This is a genomic window from Enterococcus sp. AZ067 (genome assembly GCF_051715005.1).
Lineage (GTDB): Bacteria > Bacillota > Bacilli > Lactobacillales > Enterococcaceae > Enterococcus_D > Enterococcus_D casseliflavus.
Genome location: NZ_JBIOSY010000001.1, coordinates 1,921,843 through 1,939,938 on the forward strand (window position 1 = coordinate 1,921,843; position 18,096 = coordinate 1,939,938).

The 18,096-nt window shown below is 43.6% G+C and carries 16 protein-coding genes; 2 read left to right on the forward strand and 14 right to left on the reverse strand.

Annotated features, from left to right (window positions below):
* Positions 1-30: 30 nt before the first annotated feature.
* Together trpX and IGI82_RS09085 are read right to left on the reverse strand one after the other, a co-directional pair.
* Positions 31-1,083 carry a tryptophan ABC transporter substrate-binding protein gene (gene trpX / locus IGI82_RS09080; protein ID WP_438842082.1) on the reverse strand — a complete coding sequence of 351 codons (1,053 nt, stop codon included), beginning with the start codon at positions 1,081-1,083 and terminating at the stop codon, positions 31-33.
* Between the two features lie 373 nt (positions 1,084-1,456).
* The gene (locus IGI82_RS09085; protein WP_010748364.1) at positions 1,457-2,035 is read right to left on the reverse strand and encodes a hypothetical protein; all 579 of its coding nucleotides are present in this window, start codon (positions 2,033-2,035) and stop codon (positions 1,457-1,459) included.
* A gap of 126 nt (positions 2,036-2,161) precedes the next feature.
* On the opposite strand from IGI82_RS09085, the gene IGI82_RS09090 reads away from it, so the two are divergent.
* Both IGI82_RS09090 and efbA read left to right on the forward strand, forming a co-directional pair.
* Positions 2,162-2,560 carry a DUF1622 domain-containing protein gene (locus tag IGI82_RS09090; RefSeq protein WP_016609320.1) on the forward strand — a complete coding sequence of 133 codons (399 nt, stop codon included), beginning with the start codon at positions 2,162-2,164 and terminating at the stop codon, positions 2,558-2,560.
* Positions 2,561-2,668: 108 nt separating this feature from the next.
* Positions 2,669-4,369, forward strand: a complete 1,701-nt coding sequence (gene efbA / locus IGI82_RS09095) for a fibronectin-binding protein EfbA (protein ID WP_438842083.1) — start codon at positions 2,669-2,671, stop codon at positions 4,367-4,369.
* A gap of 251 nt (positions 4,370-4,620) precedes the next feature.
* On the opposite strand, the gene IGI82_RS09100 is transcribed toward efbA, so the two are convergent.
* The 12 genes from IGI82_RS09100 to IGI82_RS09155 all read right to left on the reverse strand — a co-directional run bounded on the left by IGI82_RS09100 (position 4,621) and on the right by IGI82_RS09155 (position 18,083).
* Positions 4,621-5,109, reverse strand: coding sequence for a pyridoxamine 5'-phosphate oxidase family protein (locus tag IGI82_RS09100; protein WP_060791939.1), 489 nt, complete (start codon positions 5,107-5,109; stop codon positions 4,621-4,623).
* A 14-nt stretch (positions 5,110-5,123) separates the two neighbouring features.
* A complete protein-coding gene (locus IGI82_RS09105) occupies positions 5,124-6,026 on the reverse strand; it encodes a helix-turn-helix domain-containing protein (protein WP_438842084.1) in 903 nt (300 codons plus the stop codon).
* A gap of 307 nt (positions 6,027-6,333) precedes the next feature.
* Complete coding sequence (locus IGI82_RS09110) at positions 6,334-7,011, reverse strand: carbonic anhydrase family protein (protein WP_017144366.1); 678 nt, start codon at positions 7,009-7,011, stop codon at positions 6,334-6,336.
* Between the two features lie 157 nt (positions 7,012-7,168).
* Positions 7,169-7,804, reverse strand: coding sequence for an orotate phosphoribosyltransferase (pyrE, locus tag IGI82_RS09115; RefSeq protein ID WP_438842085.1), 636 nt, complete (start codon positions 7,802-7,804; stop codon positions 7,169-7,171).
* Positions 7,801-8,520: an orotidine-5'-phosphate decarboxylase gene (gene pyrF, locus IGI82_RS09120; protein ID WP_087627526.1), complete on the reverse strand. Its 720-nt coding sequence runs from the start codon at positions 8,518-8,520 to the stop codon at positions 7,801-7,803. The genes pyrE and pyrF overlap by 4 nt, the downstream gene beginning before the upstream one ends.
* A complete protein-coding gene (locus IGI82_RS09125) occupies positions 8,520-9,443 on the reverse strand; it encodes a dihydroorotate dehydrogenase (RefSeq protein WP_438842086.1) in 924 nt (307 codons plus the stop codon). The genes pyrF and IGI82_RS09125 overlap by 1 nt, the downstream gene beginning before the upstream one ends.
* Entirely contained in the window at positions 9,443-10,219 is a 777-nt protein-coding gene (locus tag IGI82_RS09130; RefSeq protein ID WP_438842087.1) for a dihydroorotate dehydrogenase electron transfer subunit, read from the reverse strand. The genes IGI82_RS09125 and IGI82_RS09130 overlap by 1 nt, the downstream gene beginning before the upstream one ends.
* A gap of 21 nt (positions 10,220-10,240) precedes the next feature.
* On the reverse strand, positions 10,241-13,426 hold the full coding sequence (carB, locus tag IGI82_RS09135; RefSeq protein WP_221693087.1) for a carbamoyl-phosphate synthase large subunit: 3,186 nt from the start codon (positions 13,424-13,426) through the stop codon (positions 10,241-10,243).
* A gap of 1 nt (position 13,427) precedes the next feature.
* Positions 13,428-14,507 (reverse strand): carbamoyl phosphate synthase small subunit, encoded by a 1,080-nt coding sequence (locus IGI82_RS09140; RefSeq protein ID WP_438842088.1) that lies wholly within the window; start codon positions 14,505-14,507, stop codon positions 13,428-13,430.
* Between the two features lies 1 nt (position 14,508).
* On the reverse strand, positions 14,509-15,792 hold the full coding sequence (locus IGI82_RS09145) for a dihydroorotase (protein ID WP_438842089.1): 1,284 nt from the start codon (positions 15,790-15,792) through the stop codon (positions 14,509-14,511).
* A gap of 36 nt (positions 15,793-15,828) precedes the next feature.
* A complete protein-coding gene (locus tag IGI82_RS09150; RefSeq protein ID WP_005235988.1) occupies positions 15,829-16,755 on the reverse strand; it encodes an aspartate carbamoyltransferase catalytic subunit in 927 nt (308 codons plus the stop codon).
* 47 nt (positions 16,756-16,802) lie between these two features.
* On the reverse strand, positions 16,803-18,083 hold the full coding sequence (locus IGI82_RS09155; protein ID WP_005235990.1) for a solute carrier family 23 protein: 1,281 nt from the start codon (positions 18,081-18,083) through the stop codon (positions 16,803-16,805).
* Positions 18,084-18,096: the final 13 nt, after the last annotated feature.

Sequence of the window (18,096 nt, forward strand, 5' to 3'; positions counted from 1 at the left end):
ATGATCGCAGGTGGTCGCCGTTCTTGGTTGTTACTCGTCACTTGCTTCGCTTTCTGGCGTCGTTGTAATCAGTTTCGCCTCGTCTTTGAGGTTTTCTGGGATAGTGATGCCCAATAACTGCGCCTGAGTTTCATTGATGATCGTTTCGCCATCGCTGAATGTATAGATCGGTGTTGTCGCAGGTTCTGCTGTCCCATCAAGAATTGCTGCCACCATCTTCCCAGTTTCCACGCCTATCGTAAATTGATCTTGTCCGACCGTTGCCAAACCGCCTTGTTCCACCATCGTGTCTACGGAAGTAATGATTGGTGTTTTTGATTTATTGGCTTCTTGAACTACGGTCTGCATAGCATTTGCGATCGTATTGTCTAACGGAATATAGATAAAATCGACTTCCCGTGCCATCACTTGCACCATTTGCGCAATTTCATTACTTGAAGGAACGGCATACGATTTGCTGATCAAGCCATTTTCTTCGGCAGCAGCTTCTGCTTCTGCCACTTGGTATTTCGAATTGTCTTCGGTCGAAGAATACAAAATACCGACTGTTTTTGCCTCTGGCAGCAAATCTTTTGCTAGTTTGATTTGTGCAGCAACTGGTGCTTTATCGGAAACACCAGTGATATTGCCGCCGGGTTGATCCATATCTGCCACCAGATTTGCCCCAACTGGATCAGTGACCGCTCCTAAAACGATCGGTACATCCTGAGTGACATTCGCCAACGCTTGTGCTGCGGGTGTTGCTACCCCAACCAAAACGTCGGCATCTTTATTTAGCAGCTGCTGGCTCATCGTTGCCAATTTGCTTTGATCCGCTTGACCGTTCTGGAATTCGATCGTCAAGTTGTCCCCTTCGGTATAGCTTGATTCTTTAAGGCCTTCTTTGATCCCCTCGGTGATCGCATCCAGTGCTTCATGACTGACAAATTGTAGGATCCCGACTGTTTTTTCAGCTTTTTCTACTGGTTCCGAAGTCTCACTAGCTTGATTGGTCCCACTTCTCATTCCTAACTGATAGACAAATGTCGCTCCTAAAAATAATAAAATAACGGCAACCGATGCAATTAATCCCTTGTTTTTCATTTTTCATTCTCCTTTTCTGCTTACGTTTTTCGTGTTTTTCATTTTATGGTTTTTGAGAACAAAAAAAGCAACTGCCTATGTGACGGCAATTGCAAGTAAGCAAAAGCCGCATAGAAGCTTGTCCTATGCGGCGATAAATTCAACTACCAGCATAGATACAGCACTTTAGAAGGTTCTCTAAAAAGTTGTATCTATGGAATGAGGTCCCATCAATACAACTATCTACGCCAGTTTTGCCATGATTTCACTTGCAATGGAATAAATAGTTTCATGATTGTTCCTCCTTCTCAACTTGTTTTCTTTCTTGATTGAATTCAGTTTAGCTTATTGATAAAAAAACGTCAACAATTTTCTGTCAAATTGTCAGATTTTTTTATCGATCATTGGCAGAAGAACGAATCGTCCACATCGGTAAACGATTCAATTCTGGGATGAATTCCGTCGTTGGCTGCTCAAATGAATCAAAGGTAAAGCGATTTTTCTCAACCCCTTCTTCATAAAAAACAAACGTCACTTTATCAGGATCAACGCTGTATTCATTGGAGAAAAAAGCCGCATCATAGACGATTGGATAATAAAAAAATGTCCGATTCAGCTCATCTTCTTGCGCTTGGATCAGATCAAATACTTGATCGAGTTGAGGTCCGTTGGGCTTACTAAACATCACCGAGATCGCTCGTGTTTCACGAATCGTCTTGTCTGCAGTCAGATAAGGCAATGGCTGTACTTTTTCTGACGGCAGCTTGTCAAAAGCGATCCGATCCACTAAAGAAGCATTGATACGATTTTGAGAAAAGACGATCAAACCTGCGAAGACCAGTGCGAAAAGAATTCCCCCGATCAGCGTGAAAATCGTTTTTTTCTGATCGCGATAAAGATCATCTAAAAAAGCTTGCCAGCTTTCAACTATTTTTTCTTTCGTGTAATGAACAAAGTTCCTAACTTGTTCCATAATTTGCCCACCTTTTTTAAAAATCCTACTATTAATTCATACTATCAATTCCCTCCTAGAACGTCAAGAAACTTCACATTTCTTCGATAATTCGGTAAGATAAAAGAAAACGGTAAAGGAGTCATTATGCATAATCTAGCTGATTCATTGATGACTGGAGCCAATCCAATCTTCGATTTCATCGTTGTCTGTTTGAACTTTCTCTCCATTTTTGTCATCGTTTGGGGTGTATTGATCGCAGGCATTGACTTTGTGCGCTACGAATTAACAGAAAAGGATCGATTGGTGGCAGCCAGAGAGAATAATTTTATCCGCAATTATTTAGGGAGCTATGTCTTATTAGGTCTGGAGATCTTGATTGCAGCAGATATTATTGAGACGATCATCCACCCTACTTTCGAAGACATCGTACGTCTAGCTGCCGTCGTTATTATTCGGACAGTCATCTCTTATTTCTTGAATAAGGAAATCGAGCGTGCACTGCAAACCACCGATCACCAACCTACCAAGAAAAAGGAAAGCTAGCTGCCATGGCTTTTCTTTGGATTCTTCGGTATAATAGATAGGAATATTTGACATTGGAAGGATCAATCCCTCAGTCAAACTATCCTTAAAAGAAAAGAGGGAAACAATATGTCTTTTGATGGTGTCTTTACCCATTTAATGGTCAAAGAATTACAAAATCAATTAACCAGTGGACGTGTAAACAAAATTCATCAACCTTATGAAAATGAGGTCGTATTTGTGATCCGTTCCCAAGGGAAAAATCACAAACTTTTGCTATCCGCACACCCCACCTATGCTCGTGTACAATGCACAACGATCGCCTATAGCAATCCAGAAACCCCACCGAATTTCTTGATGATGCTACGGAAATATTTAGAAGGGGCGATCTTAGAATCAATCGAACAAATCGACAATGACCGTGTGATCCATTTTCATTTCACGCGACGAGATGAATTAGGTGATTTGCAAGCCCTCGTCTTGATCGTCGAACTAATGGGCCGTCACAGTACGATTTTATTAATGAATAAGACGAGCGGAAAAATCGTCGATACGATCAAACACATTGGTCATTCACAAAATACGTATCGTACCTTATTGCCAGGTGCTGTCTATGTTGCACCACCAAAGCAATCGACGCTTAATCCTTTCACAGCCTCTCGCACCAAGATTTTTGAAGAATTATCTACTCTTGATCCATTGACGGCAAAAGAACTTCAACAACGATTCCAAGGCTTAGGCCGCGATACAGCAGAAGAATTGATCGCTCGAATCAATGCCAATCCCAATGAAAAACTGCGTCAGTGGGAAGCTTTCTTTACAGAGCTTACCCAGGAGCTAGCACCAAGTTATCTCCAGTCAGAGAAAAAGGAATATTTTACACCAATTCCCTATCCATCATTGATCGATGCGACCACCACTGTCACCCATTATCAGAGTCTGAGCGAGCTTTTAGATGCGTTTTATCACGACAAGGCGGAAAGAGATCGGGTCAAACAACAAGGTGGCGAATTACTAAAGAAGATTGAGAATGAACTGAAACGGAATCAATTGAAGTTAAAGAAACGCCAACAAACGTTGATCGATTCAGAAAACGCCGAAGAATTCCGTCAAAAAGGTGAGCTTTTGACGACCTTTATGAATCAAGTCCCCCGTGGTGCTACATCAGTTGATTTGGAAAATTACTATGATGAGAATCGACTTTTGACGATCAAACTCGATCCTGCTCTTTCTCCCAATCAAAATGCTCAGAAATATTTTCAACGTTACCAGAAATTAAAAAATGCAGTGAAACTGATCCATCAACAGATTGCCGAAACGAAAGAAGAAATCGCGTATCTCGAATCCGTGTTAGCCCAATTAGAAATAGCCTCTCCCATGGATCTGGCGGTTATTCGGGAAGAACTGATCGCACAAGGCTATGTCAAAAATCGGGCGAAACAGCGTAAAAAAGCTGCTCCTTCGCAACCAGAACGATTTCTTTCTTCAGACGGAACTGAAATTTTCGTCGGAAAAAACAATTTACAAAATGACCAACTGACCTTAAAAACAGCTCGTAAGAGTGATATCTGGCTGCATACCAAAAATATTCCTGGCTCTCATGTCATCATTCGTTCGGATGATCCTAGTGAGACAACCTTAATGGAAGCTGCAGAGCTTGCCGCATATTTCTCAAAATATCGTCAATCTGCCCAAGTACCAGTGGACTACGTGCAAGTCAAACATATTCGGAAACCGAATGGTGCCAAGCCTGGATTCGTCATTTATGAGAATCAAAAAACACTTTTTGTGACACCTGATGAGGGAATTTTGAGATTAAAACAGTCCTAGCTGTTTCTAAGTTTATTCGGATCAAAAATCATAAAGCAATCAATCAAAAAACCGATCACAAGCGCTGCGAAGAGGCACGCGCTTGTGATCGGTTTTTATGCTTTTTCGTTCTATCTACTGCTCTTTCAGCAACAATTTTGCTTAGCTTGTATCACAAAAGGCAAGCCTTCTCAGAATTCAGCCATCAACATATCTGCTAGATCCGCTAGAATGGCAATTGAACATCACTTGCGGCTAATAGGCTCTGCTGGCTAATAAATCCCGCCATCCTCCATAGTGACTTTCTTCTCAAAATCAAAATGATACAGCTTTTCCCAGTGATTGATATTCAACGTTCCTTTGGTCAAACGGATCGCTAGAAAACAACAGCCTTTATCATCCTCATTGTTAACTTCGTCGTACCAGACAAAGGCTTTGCGAATTTTGCTTCTTAATTCTGCATTTTTAGGGTCTAGCACCCACCCTAAATTCTCTCCTTGACCGATCGCAGTAAACCATTCACCACTGACAGCAATCGCAACTGCTGAATTCTTACTGATTTGCTTCATTTTGTTTGATTGCTCATGAGTTGACACGTAAAAAACGCCGTCTTCATAAAAAGCATCTACTTCTCGGACGACTGGCTGTGTTTCTCCCTTGTCATTCTCGTTACAAGCAGTCGTGGCAAGGGCGATCACATTGTCTTTAAAATGTCCGAATTTTTCTTCAAGTAGTTTTACTCCTTCTTCAAACTGAGTCATTGTACTGTTCCTCCTTACATCTCACTTCTTTTTTTAAAAGGAATCCATAATTCAACATGAACGACATGATTTTCTCTTCCTTGATAAAGCTCAGGGAAAAAATCCTCAGCAATCCACCCCTTCTTCTTTAACCAGAAACGGGTATAGCGCATCGCCTTCCCCATATTGATGATCAGTTGCTCTGAAATCGTATCAAAACTGCAAACAACGTAATCCCGAGCCGGTAGCGTCCATTCACTGAAGGTCGATCCCTGTGAGTCATCACCTACTTGGCCAACAAAGTAACTCGAATAGCCTTCTGGCGCATCTCCTGGAAACGAAACACCGATCTGGTAGTTGGCTTTTCCCGGTTGATTGGCAATCTTTTGAAGAAATTTATGCCAAATTTCTTCAATCGGGTCGATCCCTGTTCGTTGCCCTAGCATTTTCCCATAGTTGAATGGGTAGTAACCGACGATCCCATAGAAGACCAGTGGATGCGGATTGCTTTTTTTCTGGATTTCTAAAACAACCCCTTCACTGATCAATGGGATACCCTCTTCCGTCACAATATAGCCTAATGAAAGATCTGGCTTATCAAAGTTTTGTAAGCCAATGGGCTTTTTCTGATAAAGCGAGGGTGAAATTCTATAGACCGTTTTAAACGTTCTTGAAAAAACGGCATGACTGCTAAAGCCGACTTCAAAAGCGACATCAATGACTCGCTTCTTTTGGTTTTTCAATAAAAGCGCACCTCTTGCCAAACGACGCAGTTTTATATATTCCCTAACAGAAATTTTAACCAAACGAGTGAATAAGCGCTGATAATAAAAAACGGACAATGATGCAACTTGCGCCAACGTTTCGATCTCTAACGGCTCGGTAAGATTGTCTTCAATATAATCGATTGATTTTTGGATTGCCTCCCATGCATGCATATGAATTTCCTTTCTTTTACTATAAAATAATTCGCTAAAAAAGCTTTACCGTGTCTGCTCTTTTTCAATTGATTCAATTGTGTTTTATTTCACAATAAAACGAATACTTAAAACCTGCTTATTGATTAGTTTAGCATAGTCTTTGTGCTCGATGCCTATGAAAATAAAAAAAAGACGAGGATTCTCGTCTTTTTTTCCGTTCGTTTTAAACTATTGTATTGCTTGAAGGTTCCCACTACGTCGGGTTTTATAGGATAATCAGAAGAGAAGTCCGAAAAAAATACGTAAAAGGAACCATTTTTATAAATCAATAGAAATAAATAGGCCGATCTTTGCGGTCTTGTAATGGGCGATTATTATTTTCTAATACTTCTTCGCGGAATTCTAAAATGAAGCGACGGCTCATCTCCCCAATCCAGTCAAAGACAAACCAGTTGATTGGCCCTTTCGTTGGTGGGGTCGTCAAGGAACCAACATAATGAAAATGGTGGGTACGTTCTGGCAAGAACATGCTCGGATCAAACCATTGGGTGTGGTTCTCAAAGTCCCAGATGCTGTCGTCTTGCTGATTGCAGATCCAGTTGAGTTTATCCGTCAGTTTGAATAAGATACCCACCACCAAGTTTTCTCCGTCATCATTCATATGAACGAGGTGAAACTCTAACTCTTGCTGCTCGTCATCGATAATGTGTTCAGATGGCATGTGAAAATGAATATCCGTCAAATAGTAGTTGATCCCTTTAAATGTGACATAGCTTTCTTTGTTATAAGGAACGAAGTGAATCGTATTTTTGAATTCTTTTTCCGTGAACCGCTCTCGTTTATAGTGAAAAGCCAAGTCCTGATCGATGGGTTCTTCGGTCTCATCGTGGACTAAAGCGATTGGGGATTGGTAAGGAAATTCGGCACCTTGTGCATACCAGTCGCACAAAGTGTGCCAATGTTCAGGTCCATTGTCTCCGGAATAACTCCAGGGAACGTCCATATTTCTTTTCAAAAAAAACAGCCTCCTAATTCAAGTTGACAGCAAGGTATAGCCCTTCCTATCAAAAAACTTTCTCCCAATGCTATCAGAAAATAGGTAAAAATAAAACGAATATGCTTGGTCATTCCCTCACATATCCGTTTCTTATTTCAATTCCTTATTCACTCAACCAAGCAGCAGGATCTTTACGCCACTCTTGTAACAGGGCAACATCAGATTCTTGAATAGCACCCGTTTCTAAAGCCGACTCGATCAACGCTGTATAGTTTGTCAAAGTCACATAGGATAAACCTGCTTGATCAAAATTTCCTTGGACTTGAGGCAGCTCGTAAGTAAAGATCGCAGCGACGCCTAATACATCGGCTCCTTCTCTTTTGGCTGCTTCACAAGCTTCTAAGACACTGCCACCTGTTGACAATAAATCTTCAATGACGACCATTTTTTGATTTGGTTGAATACGCCCTTCAATTTGATTGCCTTTACCGTGTTCTTTTGCTTTGCTGCGAATATAAACCATTGGCAAATCTAACAATTCAGCGACCCATGCAGCATGGGGAATCCCAGCTGTTGCGGTCCCTGCAATCACTTCTGCTTCTGGGTAAGTCGTTTTGATGACTGCAGCTAAGCCTTTCGCAATGGCGCGACGTACATGTGGATAACTCATAGTAATTCGATTGTCGCAGTAAATAGGGCTTTTGATGCCGCTTGCCCAAGTAAATGGTTCATTCGGTCGTAAGAAAATCGCCTCGATGTCTAAAAGATCTTTGGCGATTTGATTGGATTGTTCTTTCATTGGCTAGCTTCCTTCCATTCTTGTTTTATTTGCAGATAACTTTCATACGGTACCTTAGATTGGGTGATTGGACGTCCCACAACGATCATGGTAGCCCCTGCTTTACGAGCTTGTGCAGGTGTCATGATCCGTTTTTGATCACCAACTTCACTGCCAGCTGGTCGGATACCAGGCGTCAAGCGTATGAAGGCATCCGTTGTCCTTTGTTTGATCTGCTTTGCTTCGTGAGCGGAGCAAACAACACCGTCTAACCCAGCTTTTTGGGCACAAGTGGCGTAATGCATGACACTTTCTTGCAGTGACGTCATGATCTGCTGATCATGATGCATTTGTGCCTCACTAGTGGAGGTCAATTGGGTAACTGCAATCAAATCAGGAACTTTGTGCCCTGCGGGGGTTCCTTGCTGCAGGCCTTTTTTAGCAGCAGTCATCATTTCGATCCCACCGGCTGCATGAACATTCGTCAAAGCCACACCTAAAGAAGCTAAGCGTTCCATTGCTCGTCCTACTGTATTGGGAATATCATGTAGTTTTAAATCTAAAAAAATATCATGACCACAGTCTTTTAACCAAGTAACGATCGCTGGTCCTTCTTGGTAGAAAATCTCCATTCCCACTTTCACAAACAACTTTTCCTCCATAGGAAATTGCGCTAAAAAAGTTTCAATAGCCTGTTTGTTAGGAAAATCTAAGGCAATAATTGGCCGTTCACTCATCACATGTGCTCCTCTCTCACTTCTTTTATCAGCTGTTCCAAAGAAGGGATTCCTAATTCTGCCATTCGTATAGGCAATTCTTCAATCAACTTTGGGCAAATGTAAGGATCAGTAAAGTTTGCGGTTCCGACTGCAACAGCACTAGCACCTGCCAGATACATTTCAAGGACATCATCCACTGACATCACGCCCCCCATGCCAATAATTGGTAATTGAGAAACTTGCGCCACTTGTTTGATCAGGCGAATCGCCACTGGTTTGATTGACGGACCAGACAAGCCCCCCGTTTGGTTAGCTAAAATTGGTTTCCGTGTTTTTAGATCGATCCGCATGCCTAAAAGTGTATTGATCATCGTAAACCCGTCGGCGCCGCCTGCTTCGATCGCTTGCGCAATCGGGACGATATCCGTCACATTCGGCGAAAGTTTGACATAGATCGGCACTTGCGAGACTTTTTTGACCGCTTCAGTCAATGCACCAGCAACCACAGGATCGGTTCCGAACGTGATGCCGCCATGCTTGACGTTCGGGCAAGAGATATTCAATTCGATCGCTTTGACATTTTCTACCTGACTGATTTCCTGACACACAAGAACATAATCTTCGACGGTCGAACCGGCAACATTCGCGATGATTGGCAAATCGGGGTGTTTTTGAGCTAAGTCGGGTAAAATTTGATTCATGACCGCTTCTAACCCAGGATTTTGCAACCCGATGGCATTTAACATACCGCTAGGCGTTTCTGCTACCCTTGGGGTCGGATTGCCAAAACGTGGTTCAGGTGTGGTCGCTTTGATCATCACCGCACCTAATTGACTGATGTCATAATATTTATCATATTCTGCACCAAACCCAAAACAGCCGCTGGCAGGCATGATCGGATTTTTTAGACTCAATCCTGGTAGCTCGACATTGATCGACATTAAATGACCACCTTTCTCGCCTGAAATACAGGCCCTTCGTCACAAACTTTGACACTTTTTGTGCCTTGTTCATCATCTTTCGTATGGCAAACACAGGCATAACAGGCACCCATCCCGCAAGCCATTCGCGCCTCCATGGATAATTGAACATCTGGAAGGTCTTCGAAAAGCTGGGCGGTGGTTTTTAAAAGACCGTTATTTCCGCAAGCAAAGACCGCCGCAGGTGTTTGCTCTGCAGCTAATAACAGGTTGCCAACATTTCCTTGTAAACCCGCGCTGCCATCATCGGTAGCGATCCTCGTATCTCCCAGTGCGCGAAATTCCTCTTCATAATACATGACGTCTTTGCTGGCAAAGCCCAAAAAGTGAATGACGTGGACGCCTTGTTGCGTCAGGCGTTTCGATAATTCATAGAGCGGCGGTACACCGATACCGCCCCCTACGATAAATGCAGTGTCCCCTTGGTTTAAATGATGATAGCGAAACCCATTTCCTAACGGCCCCATCACATCGATTGGATCACCAACAGTCATTTCTGAAAAAATTCTTGTGCCATCTCCTTCGACCCGATAAATGATTTGGCATTCTTTTTTCTCAGCATCGATATGATTGATACTGATCGGTCGGCGAAGAAGAAAGGCATTTTGAGGAACCCGCAGGTGTAGAAATTGCCCTGGGGTCCTCATCTCATTGACTAATTCACCCGTCAATGTCATTTCAAAAATCCGCGGTGCCAGTTGACGCTGTTTGCTGATGGTCATGATTTCTTGCTTCATCAAAAAACTCCTTTATCTGCGTTAAATTGCTTTCGTTGAAAAACTGCGGGATTCCATCACTTTTAGAATCGCATCCGCTGTATCAAGAGAAGTAAAGGTCGGTACACCATGTTCCACCGCTTCTCGGCGGATGATAAATCCGTCTTCCGTTGCATTTTGGCGATCTTTGTCCATGGTATTGACTACTACTTGGGTCGTTCCTTTACGGATCAAATCAACAACCGTTTCTTCTGCTTGCTGTTCGGAAATCTTGGCAACCCGAGTCACTTGTAGTCCTTTTTCTTCAAAGTAATCGGCGGTTCCATTGGTAGCCAATAAGGTGAAGCCGACCTCTACGAAACGCGCTGCCAGTGCTGCTGCCTCTTCTTTGCTTTCGTCTGCAACGGTGAAAAGTGCTTTTCCAAATTCAGGAATATGCAGGCCTGATGCCTCAAAAGCTTTATAAAGTGCTTTTGCCAAATCTTTGTCTGATCCCATTACTTCACCCGTTGATTTCATTTCAGGGCCTAAGTAAGTATCGACTTTTAAAAGTTTTGTAAAGGAGAAGACAGGTGCTTTGATGTGTACTTCATTTGGTGTTGGGGCAAGTCCGTCTTGATAACCTAACGCTGTGATCTCTTCCCCGAGAATCGCCTTCGTGGCAATTTGTGCCATTGGGATCTCTGTTACCTTGCTTAAAAATGGTACGGTTCGGCTAGCACGAGGATTTACTTCAATGACATACACTTTGTTCTCATGGATGACAAATTGGATATTCATCATACCGATACAATTTAAACCTAATGCCAAGCGTTTGGTATATTCTTCGATCGTAACAATTAGTTCATCCGAAAGATTTTGCGGTGGATAGACCGCCATTGAATCTCCTGAATGGACCCCTGCACGCTCGATATGTTCCATGATTCCAGGTATCAAAACAGTTTTGCCGTCACAGATAGCATCGACTTCACATTCTTTACCGACCAAGTAACGATCGACCAAAACAGGATGTTCTGGTGATGCTTTCACTGCATGACGCATATAATCTTCTAAATCGGCTTGGTTTTCCACGATTTCCATCGCACGTCCCCCTAAGACATAACTTGGGCGGACTAAAACAGGATAGCCGATTTCTTGAGCGATGGCGATCGCTTCTTGTTCGTTCGTCGCTGTATCCCCTGGTGGTTGCGGAATATCTAGCGCTTGTAATGCTTGCTCAAAGAGATCACGATTTTCGGCACGATCAAGATCTTCAATGCTGGTGCCTAAGATTTTGACCCCAGCTTTTACTAAAGGCTCTGCTAAGTTGATCGCCGTTTGCCCGCCAAATTGGACGATGACCCCAATGGGTTGTTCCAAATCGATGACGTGTAAGACATCCTCTAAGGTCAATGGTTCAAAGTACAGCTTGTCGGAGATAGAAAAGTCAGTCGAAACCGTTTCAGGATTACTATTCATGATGATCGCTTCATAGCCAGCAGCTTGGATCGCTTTCACCGAGTGCACTGTTGCATAGTCGAACTCCACCCCTTGTCCGATTCGGATCGGTCCAGAACCTAGGACAAGAACAGATTCTTTTTCACTGCGCTTGCTTTCATTCTCAAACTCATAGGTACTGTAGAAATAAGGTGTTGCTGATTCAAATTCTGCGGCACATGTATCTACCATTTTGTAGACGGGCAAAATCTTTTGCTCATGACGCAGCGTGCGGATCTCAGCTTCCGTGGTTTCCCACAGCTCAGCAATCTTTTTATCCGTAAAGCCGTTTTGCTTGGCTTTTTTCAACACATCAAGGGAATGTGGTTCGTTTGCTAATGCTTGTTCGATCTCAAAGATGTGAAGCATCTTATCCAAGAAGAACAAGTCGATTTTCGTCATTTCGTTCAAATCTTCGATGGTGTACCCTCTTCGGATGGCTTCCATGACGTAGAATAGGCGATCATCTTGCGCCTTGATGACTTTTTCCATCAGATCATTGTCAGAAAGAGCTTCTAATTCTTTCATTTCGATATGGTGTGTGCCGATCTCCAATGAACGAACGGCTTTTAATAATGACTCTTCAATATTACGACCGATCGCCATCACTTCACCAGTCGCTTTCATTTGTGTTCCTAATCGACGTTCCCCAGTTTCAAACTTGTCAAACGGCCAGCGAGGAATTTTTGCGACGACATAGTCAAGGGCGGGTTCAAATTCTGCATACGTCGTTTCTGTGACTGGATTTTTCATTTCATCCAATGTTAAACCGACGGCAATTTTCGCTGCCAGTTTGGCAATCGGGTACCCTGTAGCTTTACTTGCTAACGCAGAGGAACGTGAGACCCGTGGATTTACTTCAATGACATAGTAGTTGAAGCTATGAGGATCAAGCGCCAATTGAACGTTACAGCCACCTTCGATTTTTAACGCGCGGATGATTTTTAATGAGGCATCCCGTAACATTTGGTATTCATGGTCTGACAAAGTTTGGCTCGGCGCAAAGACGATGGAATCGCCGGTGTGGATACCAACTGGATCGAAGTTTTCCATATTACAAACGACGATCGCGTTGTCAGCAGAATCTCGCATCACTTCATATTCAATCTCTTTATATCCAGCAATACTCCGTTCAATCAAGCATTGGGTCACTGGCGAGAGCTTCAAGCCGTTTTCAGCGATTTGGCGAAGTTCTTCTTCATTGTTACACATGCCGCCGCCCGTTCCCCCTAGCGTAAATGCTGGACGAACAATGATTGGAAAGCCGATTTTTTTCGCAAATTCAACTGCTGCTTCCACCGTTGACACGATTTCTGATTCTGGGATCGGTTGATCCAATTCTTCCATTAATTGTTTGAATAAATCTCTGTCTTCTGCCTGGTCGATTGCTGCTAATTTGGTTCCTAGCAACTCAATTCCTAATTCATCCAAAATACCTGAGTTGGCTAATTCCATCGCCATATTCAAGCCCGTTTGTCCGCCTAATGTCGGTAAAATTGCATCAGGCTGTTCTTTACGTAAAATCCGTGAGACAAACTCAAATGTGATTGGTTCAATGTAGACTTTGTCAGCAATTTCTTTGTCCGTCATGATCGTTGCGGGATTCGAATTGACTAACACCACTTCGTAGCCTTCTTCTCGTAAAGCTAAACAAGCTTGTGTACCGGCATAATCAAACTCTGCCGCTTGTCCTATAATAATCGGTCCAGAACCGATTACCATGATTTTCTTGATATCTGTACGTTTTGGCATATTAGTTCTGCTCCTTCCATGCATCGATCATCTCTAAAAATTCGTCAAATAAGTGGACCGCATCATGCGGGCCCGGTGCCGCATCTGGGTGGTATTGGACACTGAATGCTGGGTAGCGGCGATGACGAACCCCTTCGATCGTGCCATCGTTCACTTCGACGTGTGTCACCATTAGTTTTTCAGGATCGATGGATGCTTCATCCACAGCAAAGCCATGGTTTTGTGAGGTAAAATCGATCCGACCAGTGGCGATCTCTCTTACCGGATGGTTCAATCCGCGGTGACCGAACTTCATTTTATAGGTATCTGCCCAATTCGCTAATGAGAAGAGCTGATGGCCTAAACAAATCCCGAAGATCGGTACCTTGCCTTGAATCCCTTGTATCATTTTAATTGCTTCTGGCAAGCTTTTAGGATCACCCGGTCCATTTGTCAGCATTACACCATCTGGTGCGAGGTCTAAAATTTCTTGCGCTGTCGTATTGTATGGCAAAATCGTTAAATTGCAGTTGCGGCGTGACAACTCCCGTAAAATACTGTGCTTCAAGCCGAAGTCGATGACCACGATATTGCGACCCGTTCCAGGACTTGGATAAGGTTTTGAGGTAGAAACTTGTGCCACTTGATTGGTTGGTAAAACCGCCGCTTTTAATTGATCAAAGGCATGGTCAAAGACATCTCCTGCATCAACGATACTCGCTTTCATGGTCCCATGTTGACGGATCTTTCTTGTCAGCGCGCGTGTATCGATTCCTGCGATCCCTGGAATATTTTTGCGTTTTAAAAATTCATCTAACGTCAGCTGTTTCCGCCAATTGCACGCTAGACGCGCGTGTTCTTTCACAACGACCCCTTTACAAGTCGGTGAAATTGATTCGTAGTCGTCTCGGTTGACGCCGTAATTTCCAACCATCGGATACGTAAACGTAATGATTTGTCCGTTAAAGCTTTGATCCGTAATGGCTTCTTGATAGCCCGTCATGCTGGTGGTAAAAACAATCTCACCAAAAACATTGATACTGGCACCAAAGCCTTCGCCTTCAAAGTATGTTCCATCTTCTAAAATAAGCCAACGTTTCATATTATTGCCCACCTTTTTGCCATACTAATTTTCCATTTACAAATGTATAACTTGTATCCCCATATAACGTCCATCCACCGAAAGGCGTATTGACTCCTTTTGATAGAAATTGCTTAGGATCCACGTTATAAGCTGATTCTAAGTCAAAAATTGCGAGATCGGCTTTGTCTCCGACCATCATCGTTCCGGCGCTTAGACCAAAGATTGATGCTGGTTTCACGGTCATCCAATCCACTAGTTGCTGCAAGGTAAAGCGTCCTGTTTTGACAAAATGAGTGTACAACAATTGGAAGGCATATTCTGATCCGACGATGCCAAATGGTGCTTTTAAAAAGCTTTGCATTTTTTCTTCATAGCCATGTGGGGCATGATCCGTCGCGATACAATCGATCGTGCCATCCAGCAGACCTTCGATCAACGCTTCACGGTCTTCTTGCCCACGTAACGGTGGGTTCATTTTCCAAAAGCCTTCATCGGCAGGAATATCTTCATCGATTAGAAGCAAATGATGAGGAGAAACTTCAGCTGTCACATGGATACCAGCTTTTTTGGCCTCTCGGATCACTCGAACACTTTCTTTGGTCGAGACATGGCAGACATGGTAATGAGCACCCGTTGCTTCCGCCAAAAGTACATCACGAGCGATTTGAGAAGCTTCCGTTACACTCAAGATCCCCGGTAGTCCAAGTTCTTCTGCTTTTTTACCAGCATGCATCACGCCGTCAAAGAGTAAGGAGTCATCTTCTGTATGGGCAACCAAGGCCAAGTCATTTTCGGCTGCTTGCTTCATTGCCAGATACATTGTGCCAGCAGTCTGAACACCCACGCCATCGTTCGTCAAGGCGAAAGCGCCAGCAGCTTTCATTCCAGCTGCATCCGTCAACGTTTCACTGCGTAAGTTTTCTGTGATCGGGGCGTATTGTAAGACATTGATTGACGCATCTGCGTTGATTTTTTCGTAAACAGCTGTTAATTTTTCCGGTGTATCGGGAACTGGGTCAAGGTTTGGCATTGCGCAAACTGTCGTGAACCCACCGCGAGCTGCTGCGATGCTGCCCGTTTCAATTGTTTCTTTGTATTCAAAGCCTGGTTCTCTGAAGTGTACATGAACATCCACTAAACCTGGCGTGATCAATTGCTCTTTGGCATCGATGACTTCGTCAAAATCTGTTTCGGGAAATGCTGTACCGATCCCGCGAATGATTCCTTCTTCGATCCAAATTGCTGCAGGAACACAGTGATTGTCTTTTTTGATGATTTTACCGTTTTTAATGAGTGTTTTCATGTAAACTTCCTCCTCTAATTCTTTCCTTTTTGCCTGTTAGGCCTTACCGTTCAACACCGCTTCAAGAATCGCCATTCGAACAAAGACGCCATTGGACATCTGTGTGATGATTCGTGAGCGTAAGCTTTCAACTAGCGCATCAGCCAATTCCACATCGCGATTGACCGGCGCTGGGTGCATTATGATCGCATGCTCTTTCATTCTTGCGGCCCGTTCGACGGTCAACCCGTGATTTTTTAAGTATTCTTCTTTGGAAAAGCTTTCCGTTCCATCATGGCGCTCGTGCTGGACACGAAGCATCATCATAACATCGACTTCTGCAACCAATTCGTCTAATGGTAGCCAATGACCGTATACTTCAAATTCTTCGTCATACCATTCCTTTGGACCTGAGAAGAAGACTTTCGCTCCGAGACGCTTCAACATTTGCATGTTTGATTTTGCGACCCGTGAGTGGGTGATGTCACCTACGATTGCGACTTTCAAGTCGTCAAAATGCCCAAACTCTTCATAGATCGTCATCAGATCTAGCAAGCATTGCGTTGGGTGTTGGCCGCTGCCGTCCCCGCCATTGATGATACTGCACTGGATCGTTTTGCTTTGGATCAAAGCGTCGTAGTAATTTTCATCACCGTGGCGAATGACCGCAACGTCTACACCTAAAGCCGACATCGTCAAGACCGTGTCATACAAGGTCTCGCCTTTTTGAACAGAACTGGTGGAGGCTTCAAATTCGATGACTTCGATCCCTAGTTTTTTCTCAGCAACATCGAAGCTTTTGTGGGTTCTGGTACTGTTCTCAAAAAAGAGATTTGTTGCGAAATATTGTTCTTTTTGGGGCATCCATTTCGCCCCTCTTTTGAATTCTTGTCCTCTGCGGATGAGTCCCATCACTTCACGGTCCGTCAATGCTTCGACCGTCAAAAGATGCTTTAAGCTGATTCTTTCGGATTGAATAATCATGAATGAATTCCTCCTTTGATTCTGTTTAAACGATGAGTTGGCACAAGTTATTTTTCTTCGCTGCGAGAGCTGTCAGGTAAAATAAGATTCAAGAAGATTCCTAGGACAGTTGCTAACGCCATTGCGGATAATGTGAAGGTACCGACCGTGAATACAAGACCGCCGATTCCTACCACAAGGATCACTGACGCAATGATCAAATTCTTCTTACGATCAAAATCGATTTTGTTGTCGATCAAAATTTTCAACCCGCTGGCAGCGATGACGCCAAAGAGCAGGAAGCTGATCCCTGAGATGACTGGACCAGGAATACTTAAGATCAATGCGCTTAGTTTTCCAACGAAGCCTAGTACGATGGCTAGAACTGCTGCACCACCGATGACGAACACACTGTGGACCCGTGTAATTGCTAAAACCCCAATGTTTTCTCCGTAACTTGTCACTGGGGGGCCCCCAACGAGACCGGCTGCAATTTGAGCAAACCCATCTCCCAATAGTGTTCGGTTCAAGCCTGGCTCTTCAAAAAAGTTCCGCTTCGTTAATTTGTTCAAGACCATCAGATGACCGATGTGTTCGGTCATGGTAACAAAAGCGATCGGCGCCATCGTAGTGATTGCATTCAGATACAGTTTAGGTTCATAGTTAATGAAGGGAATCTCGAAGCTTGGCATGCCAAACCAGTTGGCGTCAATGATGGGCTGTACATCGACGATTCCCGCTGCTAAGGCGATCAAGTATCCGCCCACGATCCCCAGAAGGATCGGGATCAATCCTAAAAACCCTCGCAGAAACATATTGAAGAAAATCGTTAATCCTAAGGTAGCCAAAGCTACCAGAATGTACTTGAAATCGTAGACTGAGTCATTGTACATTGCATTCTGGGCGGCGTTAGCGGCTAACCCTAATCCAATCACCATAATCACAGGACCGACAATGATCGGTGGTAAAATTTTATCCAACCAAGCTGCACCGGCACGTTTAATGATCATCGAAACGATCACGTAAACCAACCCAGTCGTGATGGCGCCTTGTGCGATAGCTGGGTAGCCATCAGATTTCATCAGCATCTGCATCGCTGCGATAAACGCAAAGCTGCTGCCTAGATACGCAGGAATCTTCCCTTTCGTTGTGACCAAGTAAACCAATGTTCCAATACCTGAACTAACTAAAGCGATGCTGGGGTTGATCCCAACGAGGATCGGAACTAATACTGTTGCCCCAAACATCGTGAAAAGATGTTGTAAGCTTAGACCTAACCAAGGCAGTGCTTTGGGCCGATCTTTGATGTCTAAAACTGCGTCTGGATTACGAAATTCTTGCTTCTGCATGTTGCTGTCACTC

Bases quoted from the DNA above. Each gene is read 5' to 3' on its own strand.
- IGI82_RS09105 (WP_438842084.1), bottom strand. From the start codon at position 6,026: ATGCATGCATGGGAGGCAATCCAAAAATCAATCGATTATATTGAAGAC.
- IGI82_RS09090 (WP_016609320.1), top strand. From the start codon at position 2,162: ATGCATAATCTAGCTGATTCATTGATGACTGGAGCCAATCCAATCTTC.
- carB (WP_221693087.1), bottom strand. From the start codon at position 13,426: ATGCCAAAACGTACAGATATCAAGAAAATCATGGTAATCGGTTCTGGA.
- IGI82_RS09130 (WP_438842087.1), bottom strand. From the start codon at position 10,219: ATGAAGCAAGAAATCATGACCATCAGCAAACAGCGTCAACTGGCACCG.
- pyrF (WP_087627526.1), bottom strand. From the start codon at position 8,520: ATGAGTGAACGGCCAATTATTGCCTTAGATTTTCCTAACAAACAGGCT.
- IGI82_RS09150 (WP_005235988.1), bottom strand. From the start codon at position 16,755: ATGATTATTCAATCCGAAAGAATCAGCTTAAAGCATCTTTTGACGGTC.
- IGI82_RS09110 (WP_017144366.1), bottom strand. From the start codon at position 7,011: ATGGACGTTCCCTGGAGTTATTCCGGAGACAATGGACCTGAACATTGG.
- IGI82_RS09145 (WP_438842089.1), bottom strand. From the start codon at position 15,792: ATGAAAACACTCATTAAAAACGGTAAAATCATCAAAAAAGACAATCAC.
- IGI82_RS09155 (WP_005235990.1), bottom strand. From the start codon at position 18,083: ATGCAGAAGCAAGAATTTCGTAATCCAGACGCAGTTTTAGACATCAAA.
- IGI82_RS09100 (WP_060791939.1), bottom strand. From the start codon at position 5,109: ATGACTCAGTTTGAAGAAGGAGTAAAACTACTTGAAGAAAAATTCGGA.
- IGI82_RS09140 (WP_438842088.1), bottom strand. From the start codon at position 14,507: ATGAAACGTTGGCTTATTTTAGAAGATGGAACATACTTTGAAGGCGAA.
- pyrE (WP_438842085.1), bottom strand. From the start codon at position 7,804: ATGAAAGAACAATCCAATCAAATCGCCAAAGATCTTTTAGACATCGAG.
- trpX (WP_438842082.1), bottom strand. From the start codon at position 1,083: ATGAAAAACAAGGGATTAATTGCATCGGTTGCCGTTATTTTATTATTT.
- IGI82_RS09125 (WP_438842086.1), bottom strand. From the start codon at position 9,443: ATGTCGATCAATGTCGAGCTACCAGGATTGAGTCTAAAAAATCCGATC.
- efbA (WP_438842083.1), top strand. From the start codon at position 2,669: ATGTCTTTTGATGGTGTCTTTACCCATTTAATGGTCAAAGAATTACAA.
- IGI82_RS09085 (WP_010748364.1), bottom strand. From the start codon at position 2,035: ATGGAACAAGTTAGGAACTTTGTTCATTACACGAAAGAAAAAATAGTT.